The 18,535-nt window shown below is 49.2% G+C and carries 11 protein-coding genes; 5 read left to right on the top strand and 6 right to left on the bottom strand.

Going from position 1 to position 18,535, the window contains the following annotated elements; genetic code table 11:
* Position 1 precedes the first annotated feature (1 nt).
* Complete coding sequence (locus BLP80_RS03905; protein ID WP_090540352.1) at positions 2–3,097, top strand: efflux RND transporter permease subunit; 3,096 nt, start codon at positions 2–4, stop codon at positions 3,095–3,097.
* A 61-nt stretch (positions 3,098–3,158) separates the two neighbouring features.
* On the top strand, positions 3,159–5,669 hold the full coding sequence (locus BLP80_RS03900; RefSeq protein WP_090540443.1) for an ABC transporter permease: 2,511 nt from the start codon (positions 3,159–3,161) through the stop codon (positions 5,667–5,669).
* A 102-nt stretch (positions 5,670–5,771) separates the two neighbouring features.
* Here the strand turns inward: BLP80_RS03900 and BLP80_RS03895 are convergent, their stop codons facing one another.
* A complete protein-coding gene (locus BLP80_RS03895; RefSeq protein WP_090540348.1) occupies positions 5,772–6,635 on the bottom strand; it encodes a hypothetical protein in 864 nt (287 codons plus the stop codon).
* 193 nt (positions 6,636–6,828) lie between these two features.
* Here BLP80_RS03895 and BLP80_RS03890 point away from each other — a divergent pair, with 193 nt between their 5' ends.
* The 3 genes from BLP80_RS03890 to BLP80_RS03880 all read left to right on the top strand — a co-directional run bounded on the left by BLP80_RS03890 (position 6,829) and on the right by BLP80_RS03880 (position 9,845).
* A complete protein-coding gene (locus tag BLP80_RS03890) occupies positions 6,829–7,482 on the top strand; it encodes a TetR family transcriptional regulator (RefSeq protein ID WP_090540346.1) in 654 nt (217 codons plus the stop codon).
* Between the two features lie 12 nt (positions 7,483–7,494).
* Positions 7,495–8,541 (top strand): metal-dependent hydrolase, encoded by a 1,047-nt coding sequence (locus BLP80_RS03885; protein WP_090540345.1) that lies wholly within the window; start codon positions 7,495–7,497, stop codon positions 8,539–8,541.
* A 74-nt stretch (positions 8,542–8,615) separates the two neighbouring features.
* A complete protein-coding gene (locus tag BLP80_RS03880) occupies positions 8,616–9,845 on the top strand; it encodes an EAL domain-containing response regulator (RefSeq protein WP_090540343.1) in 1,230 nt (409 codons plus the stop codon).
* 61 nt (positions 9,846–9,906) lie between these two features.
* Here BLP80_RS03880 and fghA read toward each other — a convergent pair whose 3' ends face one another.
* From fghA to BLP80_RS03855, 5 genes are all read right to left on the bottom strand, one after another.
* Positions 9,907–10,752: an S-formylglutathione hydrolase gene (gene fghA / locus BLP80_RS03875; protein ID WP_090540341.1), complete on the bottom strand. Its 846-nt coding sequence runs from the start codon at positions 10,750–10,752 to the stop codon at positions 9,907–9,909.
* Between the two features lie 9 nt (positions 10,753–10,761).
* On the bottom strand, positions 10,762–11,868 hold the full coding sequence (locus BLP80_RS03870) for an S-(hydroxymethyl)glutathione dehydrogenase/class III alcohol dehydrogenase (protein WP_090540339.1): 1,107 nt from the start codon (positions 11,866–11,868) through the stop codon (positions 10,762–10,764).
* Between the two features lie 541 nt (positions 11,869–12,409).
* Positions 12,410–13,732: a DUF2325 domain-containing protein gene (locus BLP80_RS03865; protein WP_176754260.1), complete on the bottom strand. Its 1,323-nt coding sequence runs from the start codon at positions 13,730–13,732 to the stop codon at positions 12,410–12,412.
* A gap of 365 nt (positions 13,733–14,097) precedes the next feature.
* Positions 14,098–17,244, bottom strand: a complete 3,147-nt coding sequence (locus tag BLP80_RS03860) for an efflux RND transporter permease subunit (RefSeq protein WP_090540335.1) — start codon at positions 17,242–17,244, stop codon at positions 14,098–14,100.
* Positions 17,241–18,500, bottom strand: coding sequence for an efflux RND transporter periplasmic adaptor subunit (locus BLP80_RS03855; protein ID WP_090540333.1), 1,260 nt, complete (start codon positions 18,498–18,500; stop codon positions 17,241–17,243). Before BLP80_RS03855 ends, BLP80_RS03860 begins: the two co-directional genes overlap by 4 nt.
* Between the last annotated feature and the right edge of the window lie 35 nt (positions 18,501–18,535).

Below are 18,535 nucleotides of genomic sequence, written 5' to 3'. Positions count from 1 at the left end.
GATGAATCTGGCAGAATTGTGTATTCGCCGTCCTGTGATGACAATATTGTTGTCCCTGACAGCAGTCATTGCAGGCCTCCTTGCCTATAGTGGTATTCCTATTGCGGCATTACCCCGTTTTGATACGCCCACCATTACGGTAAATGCCATGTTGCCGGGCGCTAGCCCGGATACGATGGCTTCGGCAGTAGCCACTCCCCTTGAGCGTCAGTTTTTAGCGATTGCCGGTTTATCAGTCATCAGCTCAACCAGTACTCAAGGGAATACCGTGGTGACCCTGGAGTTTAATCAGGACCGTGATATGGATAGTGCTGCAGTAGATGTCCAGGCAGCATTATTGCGGGCACAGCAATCCCTACCGATTGAAATGACGATGATGCCTTCCTATCGGAAAGTTAATCCAGCCGATACTTCGATTACGATCCTTTCGCTGACATCTGACACGATGCCTTTTCCGGAGTTAAATAACTTCGCTGACAAACTGATTGTGCCGACCTTGTCTACCCTTCCCGGAATAGGAGAGATACGTGTCAATGGACAGAAGAAGTATGCGGTGCGAGTGCAGGTCAATCCGCTGGCACTGGCAGCACGCAACTTAACGGTGGATGATATTGCCGCTGCATTGGCGACGGCCAATAATAATTCACCCGTGGGAACACTGGATGGACCTCGGCAGACGCTGATCATTCAAGCCAATCGCCAACTTGATAATGCTGATGCCTTTGCAGAATTGATCATTGCTACCACCCCCAGCGGTCATCCGGTCAGATTGTCAGAAGTGGCGACTGTTGAAAACAGTGTGGAATCCGTCAAGACTGCTAGCTGGACAAATGGCCAACCATCTATCATCTTGCTTGTTTATGCGCAACCTGGAGCAAATGTCGTATCAACCGTCGATGCGGTCAAAGCAGCCTTGCCCGGAATCAACGCGCAATTATCGCCTTCTGTTCAATTGGCCTTTTTCCTTGATCGTGCTCAGTCGATCCGGGAAGCAATCTTTGACGTGCAATTGACTTTTGGATTAACGGTTGCTCTCGTCATCCTAGTCATGTTTCTATTTCTGCGTAAACCCACTGTTACACTTATTCCGGCGCTGTCACTGCCTATCTCGTTACTGAGCACGGTAGCGTTCATGCGCATTTTTGACTATACGCTGGATAATATTTCCCTGCTGGCCATTACCCTTGCGGTCGGGTTGGTGGTGGATGACGCCATTGTGATGCTGGAAAACATCGTGCGCTACATCGAGAAAGGTTTATCGCCGCTGCAGGCTGCATTACGCGGATCGAGGGAGATTACCTTTACCATCGTATCGATCTCTATTTCACTGGTAGCGGTATTCATCCCGGTTTTTTTCATGCCAGGGGTGATCGGCATGATGTTCCACGAGTTTGCCGCGGTCGTGAGTATTGCGGTGCTCATGTCGGCAGTTGTTTCACTGACGCTTATTCCCATGATGGCGAGCCGTTATCTGACGCCGCATTCAGCGGGGGAGCGGAGTATGCGGCTGACGCAATGGTTTGAAAACGGATTTAATCACTTACTGGCGGCTTACACGTATTTGCTGGATTGGGCCTTGCGTCATCGGCGAACAGTGTTGGGCGTTGCCATGAGTACCCTGGCTGCAACGGCTGCGCTTTTTATCGTGCTGCCCAAAGGATTCTTTCCTGAAGAAGATACGGGTCGGCTCATGATTGCCATTGAAGCAGCAGAAGATATTTCTTTTCCTGCCTTGACCCGGTTAGTAGAGCACACGAATGAGATCATTCGGGCCAATGCTGTTGTCGACAATACCATTACCTTTACAGAAGGCGCCAATAGTGCACGGATATTTATCGGCCTTAAGCCGCATAGCGAACGCCCACCAATGAGTAAAGTGCTGGAAGTGCTGCGCCAGGGGGTACGCGATATCCCTGGTGTCAAGATATTCATGACACCCACACAGAATCTAAGGATTGGCAGTATGCCGAGCAAAAGTCGCTATCAATATGTGATGCGCAGCGTGCGCGCCGAGGATCTATACATGACAGCTGATGCCATGATGTCGCGTATGCAGCAGCATGCGGTTTTCCGGGATGTTACCAGCGACCTGAAACTCAAGGGACTTCAGGCTCGGCTCGAGATTGATCGCGATAAAGCCAATTTACTCGGCGTGGAAATTGGTGCGATTCGATCGGCGCTCTATAGCGCGTTTGGCGAACGGCAGGTTTCAACCATTTTTACTTCGAGTGATAGTTATCGGGTCATTCTGCAGGTTGCAGGAGAGTATCGTACCGACGAAAGCGCTTTTCACGCCATTCATTTGCGAGCAAAGAATGGTGCGCTGGTGCCCCTGTCGAGTGTGGCTACAGTAGTACGCGAAATGGGGCCATTGGCAATTAACCATGTGGGACAGCTTGAGTCTCTGACGATCTCGTTTAATCTTGCGCAGGGCGCTGCTTTGGGGGATGCCGCCAAGCTGATCGAACAATTCGAGCAGGAAATGAATCTATCTGACAGCATTCTGACTAGCTTTGCAGGCGATGCCGCAGCTTTTCAATCTTCGCAAACAAGCCAGATCCTACTGATTGCGGCTGCATTGCTGGTTATTTACGTGTTACTCGGGGTGTTATACGAAAGCTACATTCATCCCATTACCATTCTTTCCGGTCTGCCTTCTGCAGCCGTCGGTGCATTGGGCATATTATGGTTATTCCATATCGAGCTTTCCATCATCGCTATGATCGGTATTTTAATGCTTATCGGCATTGTCAAAAAAAATGCCATCATGATGATCGATTTTGCGCTGGATGCCCAACGTGAGCAGCGTCTGTCACCCTATCAAGCGATTCGTACAGCCTGCCTGTTGCGTTTCCGTCCGATCATGATGACGACGCTCGCAGCCATGATGGGCGCACTGCCGATTGCCTTGGGCTTGGGTGCGGGTGCCGAGCTGCGTCAGCCGTTGGGGCTGGCAGTGATCGGTGGGTTATTATTTTCCCAGGTGATTACTCTGTTTATCACGCCAGTGATTTACCTTTATCTCGATCGATTTTCAGGAAAGGGGCCGATTCAAATCAGCGAGCAACCTGAGCATGCCGATCTCTTGAAAGGTTGATGGCGTTTCCTGGAAGAATGGCCTGAATATGACGCTGAGAATTTTTGATGGAATAATCTCTATGAATCTTTTTCGACTCTCCTTACGTATGCTGCATCGCGACTGGCGCGCAGGCGAATTGCGCATTCTTGCGTTGGCGCTGATGATTGCGGTGGGCAGCATCACTACGGTTGGATTTTTTTCAGACCGGGTGCAGCTTGCCCTTTCCAGAGAAAGTAACCGATTACTGGGAGCCGATCTGCTGATCATGGGCGATCGCCCTTTGCCAGCCAGCTATGCTGATAAAGCCAGGCAGCTCGGTTTAAAAATTGCAACATTGACCCGATTCCCCAGTATGACGGGCAAGGAAGAAAATAATCTCCTGACCGAGATCAGGGCAGTGTCGCCTGGTTATCCGCTGCGGGGTGAATTGAGGCTTGCTGGCGATACCAGTGAAATCATTACGGAACAAATCACCCATGTTGCGACCGATATTCCTGCTTCAGGCACGGTATGGATCGATGAAAAATTGATGGCTGGACTCGAGATTGCGCCAGGTGAGAAACTGGAAGTGGGCGCTACTCAAATGACCGTGGCTGCGGTGATCGCCCGCGAGCCGGATCATTCCGTCGGTTTTGTCAATATGGGCCCAAGATTGGTGATGAATGCAGATGATCTGGCAGGTACCGATCTGATCCAGCCGGGTAGCCGTGTGACTTATCAATTGCTGGTCGCGGGCGAAGAAGAGCAGGTTGCCGAGTTTCGCAGCTGGGCGCAGATTCAGCTCGTCCCTGGACAGCGCATTGAAGGTATACGTGATGCGCGTCCGGAAATCCGATCAGCCTTGGAGCGCGCAGAAAAATTTTTGAGCCTGGCTGCCCTGGCGAGTGTGGTGGTAGCCGCCGCTGCTGTCGCGCTTGCTGTGCGCCGCTTCATTCAGCGCCACCTCGACGGTTGCGCTATCATGCGCTGCCTGGGAGCCAGTCAGTCGACGATATTGCGTCTGTATCTGTATCATTTCCTTACCCTGGGATGGATGGCGAGCGGGCTAGGCTGCTTGCTGGGTTTTGTGGCGCAAGAATTTCTTGCGCGTTGGCTGGCTGGCCTGGTTGATACCTCGTTACCTTGGCCCAGTGGACTGCCTGCTGTGCATGGGTTATTGAGTGGAATGGTGTTGTTGCTCGGTTTTTCCTTGCCGCCGTTACTCAATTTACGGCGTGTTCCTGCATTACGGGTATTGCGCCGCGATATTGGCATGACCAATCTGCATGGCCTGGCGGGTTATGCGTTTGGCCTGCTGGCGCTGTCTATCTTATTCATATGGGAGGCAGGTGAACTCCGTCTGGGGATCTTGGTAATGCTCGGATTTCTGGCAGCTATCGCGATTTTTGCATTATTCGGCTGGCTATTGATTAAGCTATTGCTGCTTGTGCGGCCGCAGGGTGCGAGTGCGTGGCGTTACGGATTGGCCAATATCCGGCGGCGGACCATTGCCAGTGTCGTTCAGGCGATTGCATTAGGGCTGGGTTTAATGGCGATGCTGGTCCTGACCTTGATTCAGAATGATTTACTGAAAGACTGGCGGACCAGCTTGCCGCCCAATACGCCTAATCGGTTTCTGCTCAACATTCAGACAGATCAGTTACAACCCCTGGCAGAATTTTTTGCGCAGCGCGGCATGAGGCAGCCGGATTTATATCCGATGGTGCGCGGTCGTCTGGTGACTATTAACGATTATCCGGTGCAAGTGGGGGATGATGCTGCTGAGGCACGCAAGAAGCAGCTGCTGAACCGTGAATTCAATCTATCCTGGATAAATGAGCTGCGGCCGGATAATGAGATCGTGGCGGGCCGCTGGTGGCAGAGCGGGGATTCGCTGGATAACGAGCTATCCATGGAGGAGGAAATCGCCGAAACGATTGGAGTCAAACTGGGCGATCGATTAACGTTTGACATCGCTGGCAGTTTGTTTAAGGCGACGATTACGAGTCTGCGCAAAGTTGACTGGGATACTTTCCGTGTCAATTTTTTTGTAGTGGTGCGCCCCGGTCAACTTGAAGCATATCCGATTAATTATATAACCAGTTTCTATTTACCGCCTTCACAAGCGGGCACCATGCACGAATTGGTCAGGAATTTTCCAAATTTGCTGGTAGTTGATGTGGCGACCGTGATTGAGCAGGTGCAGAAAATGATTGCTCAGGTATCCAGGGCGATAGAATTCGTGTTCGTGTTTACCTTACTGGCTGGCTTTATCGTGCTTTATGCCGCGATTTCAGCTACTCAGGATGAGCGGATTTATGAGGCGGCCATTTTCCGCACGCTGGGCGCTAAACGCAGGCAGCTAATGCGTGCCTGGGCGGCTGAGTTCGCCATACTCGGTGGTCTGGTAGGAATATTTGCCTCAGCCGGCGCAACCGTGCTGGCTTATGTGATCAGCAAATATGCATTGCATGTTTCTTATACCTTTAATCCCTGGATCTGGTTGGCCGGTATTTTGGCCGGGGTGATCGGCGTGACAGTCGCAGGACTCGTGGGAACCCACTCAACGCTCTCGCAACCGCCGCTGTTGACGTTGCGCAAAATTGGATAGAGATAACCGATTTTCGGGATAAGGGTGAGGTAGAAAGCTATCTTGATATCAATAGCTTTCTACACGTCCTGCTAATCGAATGCTAATCAGCGGATCAACAAATTAATTATTGATTTTGGTAAATCCGCCATCTCCCTTGATCCACATTTCCTGAGTGACGGCATTGTAAATGGTAGTGGCATCGGTAGCGAAGCAGTCCGCTACTTGCTGACTCTGGAAAGTGGATTGAGTCGTCAACGTGATGGGGGGCGTAACGGTAGCGAGCCCCTGCGCAATCAATGGCATTAACTGACTTTCAAGTTGTTTGGTCATGTCCATGCAGATATCCGTATTGACTATCAGATTGGCTTGTTCCGCAGGGGCATGGATGGTGCAATGTTTAACGTTACTAGCTGAGAATGTCGATGGATCGAATGGTATGCTTAATGTGATGCCACTCCATGCCGTTGTGGCAACGCTACTGGCGCTGAGCACAGAAATACCGGTTTCAGCGGACTGCTTAGGTGTTTCACAAAAATTGGTGTTGCTGGGAATTTCAATGCATTCTCCATTGGTCGTGACATTGACGATATTGTCCTTTTGCGTGAAAACCAGTCCGGCAGGTACATTGGCGGTGTTACAGGCCGCAATGCCGCCATTGCCGCCCGTGTCGGCAATATGGTTGATGATATTGGGCAGTGTGTCGATGAGCGTTGGCTCATTTCCCCATGGACCGCCCATGACATAAGCGTTGTTTTCATGCTTGTTGACGCCTGCATAAATGTTTGCTTCAGGATAATGCCTGAATAACCAGGGTTCGATACTTTGCGTAGTCTGGTGGCTGGGGAAAAACTGAGGATAAGTTTTCTCAGCCCAGTTGAGCAGAGTCTCGGTATCACTGACCGTATCGGCTAAAGCGAAGTGAGTGCCGCCAAGCAAGGCAAGCGAGCAGGCAGATAAAATTAACTGCTTCGTGCGATATTTCATGTTAATAACCTCCCGTTTAATTTGATGAAATGAATTTTTATTGAATTGATTAGAGTATCCTATCTTTATCGAGATAAGATACGGCGAGCATGTTCTCATTTTACACACCGGAGATAAAGGACGATTTAGCTAATTAAACTGGGTATTTCTAGGTATTCTCGCAATTGAGAAGAAATCGCTTAAGGAGATCAGGATGATGACAGAGAACGAAAATATTCGTGATGCAGTTATCAATGCTGCGGTTGCATTAGGTGCGCGTACTTCGTGGGAAGCCGTTCGTCTTCATGATATTGCAGCTGAGCTGAATATTTCCCTGGATGAGATACGCGGCTGCTTTCGTGAAAAGGAAGATCTGGTCGATGCCTGGTTCGATCGTGCCGACGGCATCATGTTGAGAGAGGCGGATACGGCTGATTTTCTGGCGCTCACATCGCAGCAGCGTATCCATCGTCTCATCATGGTTTGGCTGGATGCTCTGGCCGTTCAGCGCAAGGTGACGCGACAAATGATTTTGGCAAAGCTGGAACCCGGACACATCCATATTCAGGTTCCCGCCGTGATGCGGATCAGCCGCACTGTGCAATGGGTACGCGAGGCGGCACAACGCAATGCCACATTTGTGCGACGGGCGCTGGAGGAGTCGGTATTGACCACTCTCTATCTGATGACTTTCTTTTTCTGGATGCGGGACGAATCACCAGGGTCGCGTCGTACCCGGCAATTTCTGGATCGCAATCTAAGTCTGGCAATGGGGCTAGATCAGGTTATTTATGGTGATAACAAGCCCAGTGCAACCGAGACGCCGGTTGATCAAATTAGCTTGCCATCCAACGAATCGGCTCACTGATAACTTAACGCAATGGATCCCTTGACCCACGCCTTAAGCGGCGCCTTGCTGGTACGCGCGGCTGAACCCGTGTTGCCGAAGATGCAAGCGCTGCCATTGCGCGCCCGTCTTATCGCCGGATTTACGGCAGCAGCTTTCCCCGATATTGATGTTGCGCTACGGTTGGTCGATACCCTGAGCTATCTCAACTGGCACCAGGGTCCGACCCACTCATTGGTGATGCTGCCGCTATGGGCCTTTCTGCTGGCGCAGTTATTTTCCAGGGTGACACGCAGTCATTATTCATGGCGGCTATTTTTTATACCGGCCTGCCTGGGTATGGCTATTCACATTGCGGCAGATTTGATCACTGCTTATGGATTGATGCTGTTGGCGCCTTTTTCTACCGAGCGATTTTCTGTACCGCTGGCGTTTGTCATTGATCCATGGTTCAGCGTCATCGTCATCTCGGGGCTGGTCATGAGCCAGATTTTTCCCCAAAAGCAGTCTGTCGCTGGTTTGGCGCTTGCTTGCCTGGGCTTTTATGTCGTGTTTTTGGGAACATTGCATGGCCGTGCCAAAAATATAGGCCTGGCGTATGCCGGGAAAATGGCCCTGACTCACGCAGAAATCAGCGTGTTACCGCAACCTTTTTCACCTTTCAATTGGAAAATTATCGTCCCGGAAGGAGAGATCTACCATATTTTATTAGTGAATCTGGGGCGTAGTTCTTGGGCGCCATTCCCTGATATTGGGCTGTTATCAAGGATGGATACGGTTTATCGGCCGCAAACAATGGCAAACTGGCAACAGCTTGACCGATTTGGTGATTCTCCGGCTGACGCCACATTGGTGCGCGAAGCCTGGCATCAACCTGCCTTGGCAGATTTCCGGCGGTTTGCGATATTCCCGCAATTGGATAGAATTGACACCTCTGAGAAAGGCGTGTGTGTCTGGTTTTACGATTTACGCTTTAAATTTCCTTTACTGCCACCCTCATTTCGCTATGGCAGCTGCAGAGAACAGGGGAGTGCTCATTGGTATTTGCAACGTCAGAAAGGTGCTTTCTGGATTGATTAGACGATTACCTGATGCGGTAAGCGAATGAAATAGAATTAACATGGCTAATTATTTTTCCTTTGGAAAGGAACATCATGCTCGAAAGATCTGCGATCAAGATTCTGATTCTTGACGATGAGCTATTTATGCTCAAACTATTGACGCGTATGCTGGCAAACCAGGGATTTACTTCCGTCGTTTGCTGCGATAATGGGCATGATGCATTGGTGCAGGTAGATAATGAATCGACTCGGCCTGATCTGATATTGCTCGATTTGAACATGCCGGGAATGGATGGCATCGAATTCGTGCGTTACCTTGTTGATCGGCAGTTTACGGGGAGCCTGATTCTGGTGAGCGGCGAAGATGAGCGTATGTTGCGAACAGCCGAGAAATTGGTCCAGGCTCATAAAATTCATATGCTGGGTTATCTGCAAAAACCTGTCAAACCTGCGGCACTCCTGGCTATGTTGACGCAATGGGCACCCCCCTTGCCAGTGAAACCGTCCAAGGTTAAAAAAATATATAGCGCAGAAGAAATAAAAACGGCCATTAAAGAAGGTGCGCTGATTAATTATTATCAGCCCAAGGTGTCGGTTGCTAGCGGTGCGGTGGTAGGTGTGGAAACCCTGGTGCGCTGGCATCATCCTGAAGATGGTCTGGTTTTTCCAGACCAGTTTATCAGCGTGGCAGAGGCCCATGGTCTGATCAATGATTTAACCCGGTTAGTCCTTCTCAAGGCATTTGCGCAAGCAAAGATCTGGCAGCAGGCTGGGTTTGAATTACGCGTCGCTGTTAATGTTTCCATGGATAATTTGGCTTCCCTGGATTTTCAGGATCTGGTGGTCAAGCTTGCTGGCGAGACGGGGATTTCTCCGCATAAAATAGTGCTGGAAGTCACCGAGAGTCAACTGATGGGGGATATACGCGTATCGCTTGAGATACTCACTCGTCTGCGATTAAAGCGTTTTCATCTTTCCATCGATGATTTTGGCACAGGACATTCTTCTTTGGCGCAATTACGCGATATTCCCTTTGATGAGCTCAAGATCGACCAGGGATTCGTACATCGCGCCTGGAAAGATGAGACATTGCGGGTGATCTATGATACGAGTCTGGCATTGGCTAAACAGTTAAATATGGAAGCGGTGGCTGAAGGTGTCGAAGATCGGGATGACTGGGATTTGCTGCGCCATACTGGCTGTGATCTTGCCCAAGGTAATTTTATTTCCAAACCCTTACTGGCCGAGGAAATTCCTCAATGGATAGAGGTCTGGTTGAAAAGGGTACAAACTGAGCTTGCAGTGGCTGACTCAGTTAATTAAATGTGACATCCAGCTCGAATATTTCATAAATTGGCACGTGCCAATTTATGAAATATTCGAGCTAGATAAGCGAATCGTAATGATATTGTAAATGATCCGCCATGAAGGTGCTGATAAAGTAATAACCGTGGTCATACCCCTCATGGCGGCGCAATGTCAGGGGTTGTCCGGCTAGCTGGCAAGCTGCTTCAAAACGATCCGGGTGCAGTTGCTCAGCCAGAAAAGGGTCGCTGAGGCCCTGATCGATGAGCAGTGCAGGCAGTTGATGACCTGTTGCAATCAAGGCGGTCGCGTCATGTTTGCGCCAGTTTTCCGGAGATGCTCCCAGATAATGACTGAATGCCTTCTGCCCCCACGGGCAATGGAGCGGGGCGGCAATTGGGGCAAATGCCGATACGGATCGGTATAATCCTGGATTTCGCAATGCGAGCGTCAGAGCGCCATGACCGCCCATGGAGTGACCAAAGATACCGGTACGATCTTGATCTGCCGGAAAATGCGACAGAATGAGCTGGTACAGTTCCTGCGTCACGTAACTTTCCATACGGAAATATTTTGACCAGGGCGCTTCCGTCGCATCCAGATAAAATCCCGCACCCGCACCCAATTCCCAATCATCGGCTTCACCAGCGATACCCGTTTGGCGCGGACTGGTATCCATACTGACCAGCATTATTCCGAGCTGGGCCGCGATACGCTGCGCTCCCGCCTTGATCATGAAAGTTTCTTCCGTGCAGGTTAACCCGGCAAGAAAGAAAAGAACGGGTACCAGACCATTCTCAACCTGAGGCGGCTGATAGACCGAAAATCGCATCGACAGGCCGATAACTGCCGAATGATGCTGATAGAAGCCTTGTATGCCGCCAAAACAGCGGTGTGTGCTGCGCGTTTCCAGATGTATTGTCATCGTTTTATGCTAGTAAATGACCACCGAGCGGATCGATTTGCCTGCCTTCATCAACTGGAAGCCCTCATTGATATCTTCCAATTTCAGCGTATGGGTAATCAATGGATCGATCTTGATCTTGCCTTCCATATACCAATCGACGATCTTGGGGACATCGGTGCGGCCGCGTGCGCCGCCGAAGGCGGAACCTTCCCATTTACGGCCCGTGACGAGCTGGAAGGGGCGGGTGCTGATTTCAGCACCGGCTTCCGCCACACCAATAATGATGCTGCGTCCCCATCCCTTATGCGTGCATTCCAGTGCCTGGCGCATGACTTGCGTATGACCAATACACTCGAAGCTATAATCGGCGCCTCCGCCGGTCAGTTGTACGATGGCATCGACAATATTCTCTGTTTCCTGAGGATTGAGAAAATGAGTCATGCCAAATTCCCGCGCCATCGCCTCGCGCGCCGGATTGATATCGATGCCGATAATTTTATCAGCACCGACCATTCTGGCGCCCTGGATGACATTCAGGCCGATGCCGCCGAGACCAAATACGGCGATATTCGCACCCACTTCGACCTTGGCGGTGAATACCACTGCACCGATCCCCGTCGTGACCCCGCAACCGATATAGCAGACTTTGTCGAACGGCGCATCCTTACGAATTTTGGCCAGCGCTATTTCTGGCACGACGATGTAGTTGGAAAAGGTGGACGTGCCCATGTAATGCAGAATCGGTTTGCCATTGAGTGAGAAGCGGGAGGTCGCATCCGGCATCAATCCGCGACCCTGCGTGCTGCGGATCGCCTGGCATAAATTAGTTTTTCTGGACAGACAAAACTTGCACTCACGACACTCCGGCGTATACAGAGGAATGACATGATCACCCGGTCGCAGCGACTTGACATCCGGGCCGGTATCCACCACCACGCCCGCGCCTTCATGTCCCAGGATGGCTGGAAACAGCCCTTCGGGATCGGCGCCGGAAAGGGTGTAATAATCGGTATGGCAAATACCGGTTGCCTTGATTTCAACCAGCACTTCCCCGGATTTGGGAGCCATCAACTCGACTTCCTCAATCGTGAGGGGTTGTCCTGCCTGCCAGGCCACGGCAGCACGTGTTTTCATCGTAACGGATTCCTTTATTTGAAATGATGTTTAAATGCTCATCATGGTGCTTAACCCGAATATTTCATAGATTGGCACGTGCCCTCACTTGCCTTTTGATTAATAAGAAAGATTTTGCTCAGTCGGGTGTATGAATTACTACACCCCTTCTTCTCAAAACTTCCCTATTAATCAAAATCCTGCGTGATCATCACGCGAATTTATGAAATATCCGGGTTAAGCGAACAACGTTTCAAGATGAGTCCAATATAGGCAAAATATTAACGTATCATTGGGCCAATATATAGATCTTTATCAACAGCTCATGATACGTTAGTGAAATTTGCTCCCCGACCCGTTGGACAAACAAGGGGTGGGACGCGAATCCTGAGCCAAGTTCATTCCGCAGTTAGAACGAGAAAGCCAGTTTTATGATGCCTGATGCCGGTTGCTTTCTTTTGCTAGAACAAGGCTGATCAAGATCATCGTCACTGAAACAAACAAGCTTGCCCGGCCGATGCACTTCAGAATTGCGATGAGTATAATTAACTACGCCAAATACCTACTCGGTTATTTTCTCAGAGAGATCGAGATCAACGCTATTGATACTGGCTTTACCCGAGGTTAGCTTTGCAAGCGCTGTGGCAAAGCTGGAAACGCTCGTTCCTCTGAATAATAAACAGGGTTTTCCGTTACGTTTACACAGACGCTTCAGTTGATAATAGGCAGCATGGCTGACGCAATCCGTGGGGCAGATGACTGCATCAGCACGGCTGATCATCTCTGGCAGGCGAGAAAGGGCGTCCTGCTGGCCACCATCGTGATGGATCAGATGAATACCGAGTTGTTCGGCCAATGAGCGATACTGTGGGAGCAGGGCGATGCGTCCTCCTACACAAATGACGCAATCGTGTTGAATTTGCGGCTCATCACAGGAATGCGGCAGTTCGTCAGGTACATCGTGGGTAGTCACGGTCAGCAACCGTGCTTTGAGCGTATCCCGTTCTTCAGTCAGTATTTCACGGTCACGGATCAGTGATGCTATTTTGTTACAAGCAAGCTGAAGTGATTGCTTGAGTTGATCGAGTTGCCTGACTGTTGTCTGTAACTGTTCGTTGTCAATGGTGAGCTTCATCAGGCGTTGCCCCATCTCGGTCATGGTTTTACCTGATTCTATGGTTGCCAGACGTGCCTGCAACACCGTCAAATTTTTCTCGACCCGGTGCAAATGCTGCGCTTCTGCCAAGCATCCCTGAAGTCTCTGGCGTAATTTTGCCTCAGTGCGCTCATGCTTTTGCTTCTGCTGTTCCATCGCGATTTTCATTTCGGCATGATCTTTTTCCAGCTGGATTAACCGGCGCGCATCGGCTGCCTGGCCTGCCCCCATCTGGTGAGCGTGCATATGAATGTCAGCATAAATTGCCCCTCGGGTTTCATCGCTGACTTCTTTGTGAGTCAGTGCTGCCCACAAGGCGCCAGCAATTTCTCCATGAGTGAAGCATTGTTTCCACAAGTTCAGGACCTCTGCATCCGTTTTTGCTGACTCAAAACGGGCAATGAAAAGCTGATAGCGTGCGTCGAGATGCTTCTGGACAGCTTCGGAGATGGGATTTCTCGTAGCCATGTAATTCACCATTTCAATATGCAGCAAGAATGCATCATTGGACAATGCTTTAAAGTGATATCGCTTGGCAAAACGAAGCAGGTCATCCACCGATAAACAGGTGCCAATGAGCGGACAGCGGTTTGCTTCTTTGAGCTGCCAGATTTTGCTACGCTTGGCGGGTTTCAATTCGACTACAAAGTGCGGAAAATCGGTTTCATTAAGATTTTCCCCTGTAAACATGCCGGACTTGGGTTGGGTAAGTAAGAAAGGTGCATTCATAATTTTTTTATGCCATGTAGGGGGGGGTAAGTCACTTGCTTGATATAAACATTGCAGAAAATGCCCGTTCATCTTATGAACGCTCGATTTTCGTTATGAGCTAAACGTTTTATTCCATGCATAAGCCATCTCCTGGTAGTTGAATAATGGCTGGCTTGTAAGCGATATAGCTTGATTAGCTGGCTATAAGCATTTTGTTAGGGAATGAGTCTGATCGTAGTGTTTTTGAGCATATGACTGCTCGTATCACCTGGTTTTTTATATTGTCGCCAGCCTCGCAGCAGGATTCAAATACACTATTGATAGATGCAAATGATAATGATTATTATTTGCTTTGTAAATAATCATTTTCAATCTAGTGGCTTTTATAAATTGGATGACGGCTTAGCTGTCAAACCAGAAAATTTTCTGCTGGATAATTCTTTTAACACAACGCAGCTGACTGGCACCAGCAGCAAAGTTACCAGTGCTGCGAATAAAATACCAAACGCGAGCGTTACCGCCATGGGTAAAATTTTCTCTGCATGGGAACTTTGCTCGTTAATAAGTGGCAATAGACCGATAACTGTGGTTACTGTTGTCAGAAATATGGCTCGGAAACGCGCTTTACCTGCGCGTATGGTTGCTTCATGAATAGAATGATTGTTCTGCAAGTTCTTATTGATTTGAGCAACCAATATCAGACTATCATTGATAGCGATCCCGCCAACAGCAAAAAGTGCAACATAAGATTCGAGGGTTAATGGAATTCTCAGCAACAAATGTCCTAATACTGCGCCAATAAAACCAAACGGGATCGCTGACATAATGACAACCGGCTGAGTATAGGAACGTAGCGGTATCGCCAGGAGCGCGTAAATTCCAAGCATTGCCAGCGCGCCGTAACTCCATAGAAATGACATGGTTTCTTCTTGCCTCTGCCTGGATTGGCCGGGCCCAATCTTTAATCCCGGATATTGAGCTTCCAGTTCAGGAATGACAGTCGCACGCAAATCAGCAAGGATGGTCTCAGCGCTTGCTTCTTCTTTATAGACCTCAGCGCTGATTAATTGTATTCGCTCCCGATCCTGGCGGGTAATATTAGCAAACCCGGGTGTATACTCAGCTTCAGCTACAGTGGTAAACGATACGGTACTTCCATTGGCGAGTTTGATCGGCATGCTGTACAGATCATCCAGAGAACGACGGTGGGCGGAAGGGAAACGCAACATGACCCTGATTTCATCTCGATCTTGGAAAAATCGCTGTACTTCCAGTCCGAAAAAACCATGGCGGACTTGCTCGGCAAGACTTTGCATGGTTAATCCATGGAATACTGCTCCAGGTTTAAGTTTGATGCGTAACTCAGGTTTACCCGCTTGCATGGAGCCAGTCACGCTGTGGACTCCGGCATAAGAAGCAAGCTTGGCTTTGAGCATCTCTCCAGCCATGCTTTGTAGTGCAGCATCGGGTGCAATCAACATTAACTCAATCGCTTTTGCAGAACCGCTAGAGGGCATACCGAGATTCCGTGGCCAGAAAGTCTGAAAAGAAAGCGTCGCATTAGCAGGAACCTCGCCGAAGCGCTCCTGCCAACGTTTCTTGATATCATCCACCCGTGAACGAACACGCTCATCAACGGCTAACTCAATATCGACCCAACCCATATTTTCATCAATTTGAGAAATCGTATGCTGAAAGCTATCGCGTATTCCATTGGAAGAACCCATACCGAGCTCAATATTCAATTCCTCCCGAATTTCATTGGCAATGTGGGTCAAACGCAAGACGTGATGATCAACTGTCTCAAATGGGGTGCCAGGTGGAAATTCAAGCTGCCCCAGCAGATAATAATCGTTCACTTGGGCATCCATAACACTAGGAATACGATCGGAAAAAACACATGCGCCAGTAATGAGCAATATAATAGAAAACACCGACAACGTGATGTAACGAAAATGCAGCAGTGTTCTCAGTACCGGGATATAAATATGGTTAATAAACCATTGCAATCCCGAATCTACCCGCTCTTGAATATGTCCTATCGCAGTAGCGTACCAGGTATTGCGACCTGTGACTGGAGCATGATTGGCTGCCAGATGGGAAGGTAGAATCAGCAGCGCTTCCAGCATGGAAAACGCCAATGTCAGGATAATGACCATGGAAACGTTGTACATCAGTTGTCCGCTTAATCCCGGCAGAAAAAGCCCAGGAACAAAAGCAATCATTGTAGAAAGTACCATCAGTACCACCAGTTGTGCAACTTCGAGCGTTCCACTGATCGCGCCGGATAAACCAGCGCGCCCTTGTTGCTGATGCGTGTAGATATTCTCACCCACAATTATGGCGTCATCTGCTAAAACACCCAGAACGAGAATAAGAGCCGAGATGGAGTAAGTGTTCAACGAAATTTCCAATATCGGCATAGCCCAGAGCGTGCCCATAATCGATATCACTATGCCGCTGCTCACCCACAATGCCAGGCGGAACTTCAATGTAAACATCAATATCAGAAAGACCAGAATAAAACCGGATATTGCGTCCTCCATTAACATGGACATATGCTGTTCATAGTATTTTGACCAGTCGTCCCATGTCGTAATGTCAATGCCATCGGGTAATTCTGAGCGAAATACTTCAATGACCTGATTGACGGCTTCCACCGTTGCTTTAATCTGGTCTTTTGGCATCACAAAGACTTCTACTGCGGGCTTACCATCAACCCTTACCAACAGATCTTGTTCATTAACGATTTTACGAATCTGTGCAATATCTCCCAACAACAGGCGTGTACCTTGATAAGCGGAACGCAATTCAATTGCAGCGAAATCAGCAACCGTCATAGCCTGGCCCTTGCTTCTGAGCAATAATTTTCCGTCAGATTTTTTAAGCTCACCTGCCGGTATATTCTTTGAGGCATTCTGAATAGTTTCGGATATTTCCTCAAAACTGAGTCCGTAACGACGTAAATTCTGTTCTGTTATTTCAATCGATATTTCGTAGGAATACTGAGGCCAGGAAATAAGCGCGCCCATATTGGGATGTTTACTCAGCATGGCTTTTAGCTGGTCACGCTGCTGCTGCAAGGCCAGGATATCGACCTCACCGCGTACCACTACAACCACGGCTGGTGTGCCAGTCTTCAACTCTTGCAGTTTCAGTTTTTCAGCATCTTTAGGAAATGCCGTAATCGTATTCATTTTGGCTTGAACCGCAGCCTGAAAATGTGCCGAGTCTATAGCTGGATCAAACTCTACTGTCACTTCACATCGGGCCTGATTGGCAACCGAAATAATACTCTTGAGTCCTTCCAGATCATGAATGGCTTCTTCAATAGGAATGCATAACGCTTGCTCCACTTCACCTGGGCCTGCGCCAGGATAGGTAATCTCGATTTGCAGCTGATTTTGAGGTGCAGGGGGAACCGTGTATCGCTTTGATATCGTTAAACCGAATAGCCCCCCTGCAACAATCAGCAACATGAGGAAGTTGGCGGCGACAGGATTCTTGGCAAACCAGATGATCAGCTTCATGGCGTGAACTGCGTGCTTACGCTTTCTTCTTTTATCATTGCTTCGTGCGCTAGTTTGCTATCTTCCTGGACAAATTCTACAGGCGTGACCTGCGTCCCTTCGATCGGGTGATGCAGGCCGGAAACAAACACTCGCTCGCCTGCATTTAAGCCTGCGCTAATGATCACCTGATCACGTTGCCTCCTGAGTACTTCCACAGTGCGGAAACGTAATTGATTTTTCTGATCAATGATGGCTACAAGATTATTCTTGAGCAGCACACTGGCTGGCAGAATGACCAAATCATCTAGCCAGCGTCCTTCAATGATGGCTTCGACAAACAAACCCATTGGCAAACTGACTGATGATGAGACCTTGGTTTTGGAAGATTTGGATTTACTTGTAGTAAGACTAAATGGATCAGGAATCTGAGCAACGATCATTGTCATGCCCGTTTCTTGATCGACAATGCCTTCACTGCGTACGATATGGCCTGTCCAGGTTTGCTGCTCTCCTTGATAATTTGCCGTAAGTACTACCTTTGCCATCTTTGTGGGATGAGTGCGATGAGGCAAATCCGGGAAATCTACAAAAGCCAGTTCCTGCATGCTCAAGGGAAGACGCACTTCTACCAGATCGCTGCTGTAAATTCTTCCTAATACTGCTCCGCTGCTGAGATACTGCCCCATTCCCACTTCTTTGCTACGGACCCGGCCATTGAAGGGTGCACGTATCTCAGTTCGTTGCCTGAGCAGTTTGGCATTCTTTAATTCTTCCTGCTCAGCTGCCAGCTTTGCTCTCTTTTCCCTGAGTTGTGGAATCCGTAGACTTAATGGGCTAGGGTCTCCCTGTCCCAGATGCTGCCATTCATCGCGTGCCTGTTCTGCCTCAGCCTCTTCCCGTGTGAGCTGATATTGGGCTTCCATTACCCGGGCTTGAGCTTGAGCCACTCTCAAGTCATGTTCCGCCGGGTCGATCGAAACCAGCAAATCTCCTTTCCTGAAGAAACCTCCACTGACAAAAGCAGGCGAAATTTTGATGATATTTCCAGAAACACCCGTAATCAGGTCTATTTCAGTTTGCGCCATAACGCGTCCTTGCGAGTGAACATCCATGCGCAACCGTTCTGGCTTTACCTCGACCACTTGAACTGCGGGTACTTTGATAATATTTTCCTGCTGACTGGTTTGGGGGGGGGATTTAACAATGGCAAAAGCAGCCAATCCGCCCGCAATCGCAATCAGTAGTGCGATGAACAGTTGATGACGAGTTTTCATAGATGAATGGTGATTAAATCTTGGTGTACAGTCAC

Origin of the sequence: Nitrosomonas sp. Nm132, assembly GCF_900100485.1 — a bacterium.
Taxonomy (GTDB): domain Bacteria; phylum Pseudomonadota; class Gammaproteobacteria; order Burkholderiales; family Nitrosomonadaceae; genus Nitrosomonas.
The sequence above is the reverse complement of the archived record's forward strand: the minus strand, read 5'-3'. Positions and strand labels throughout refer to the sequence as shown.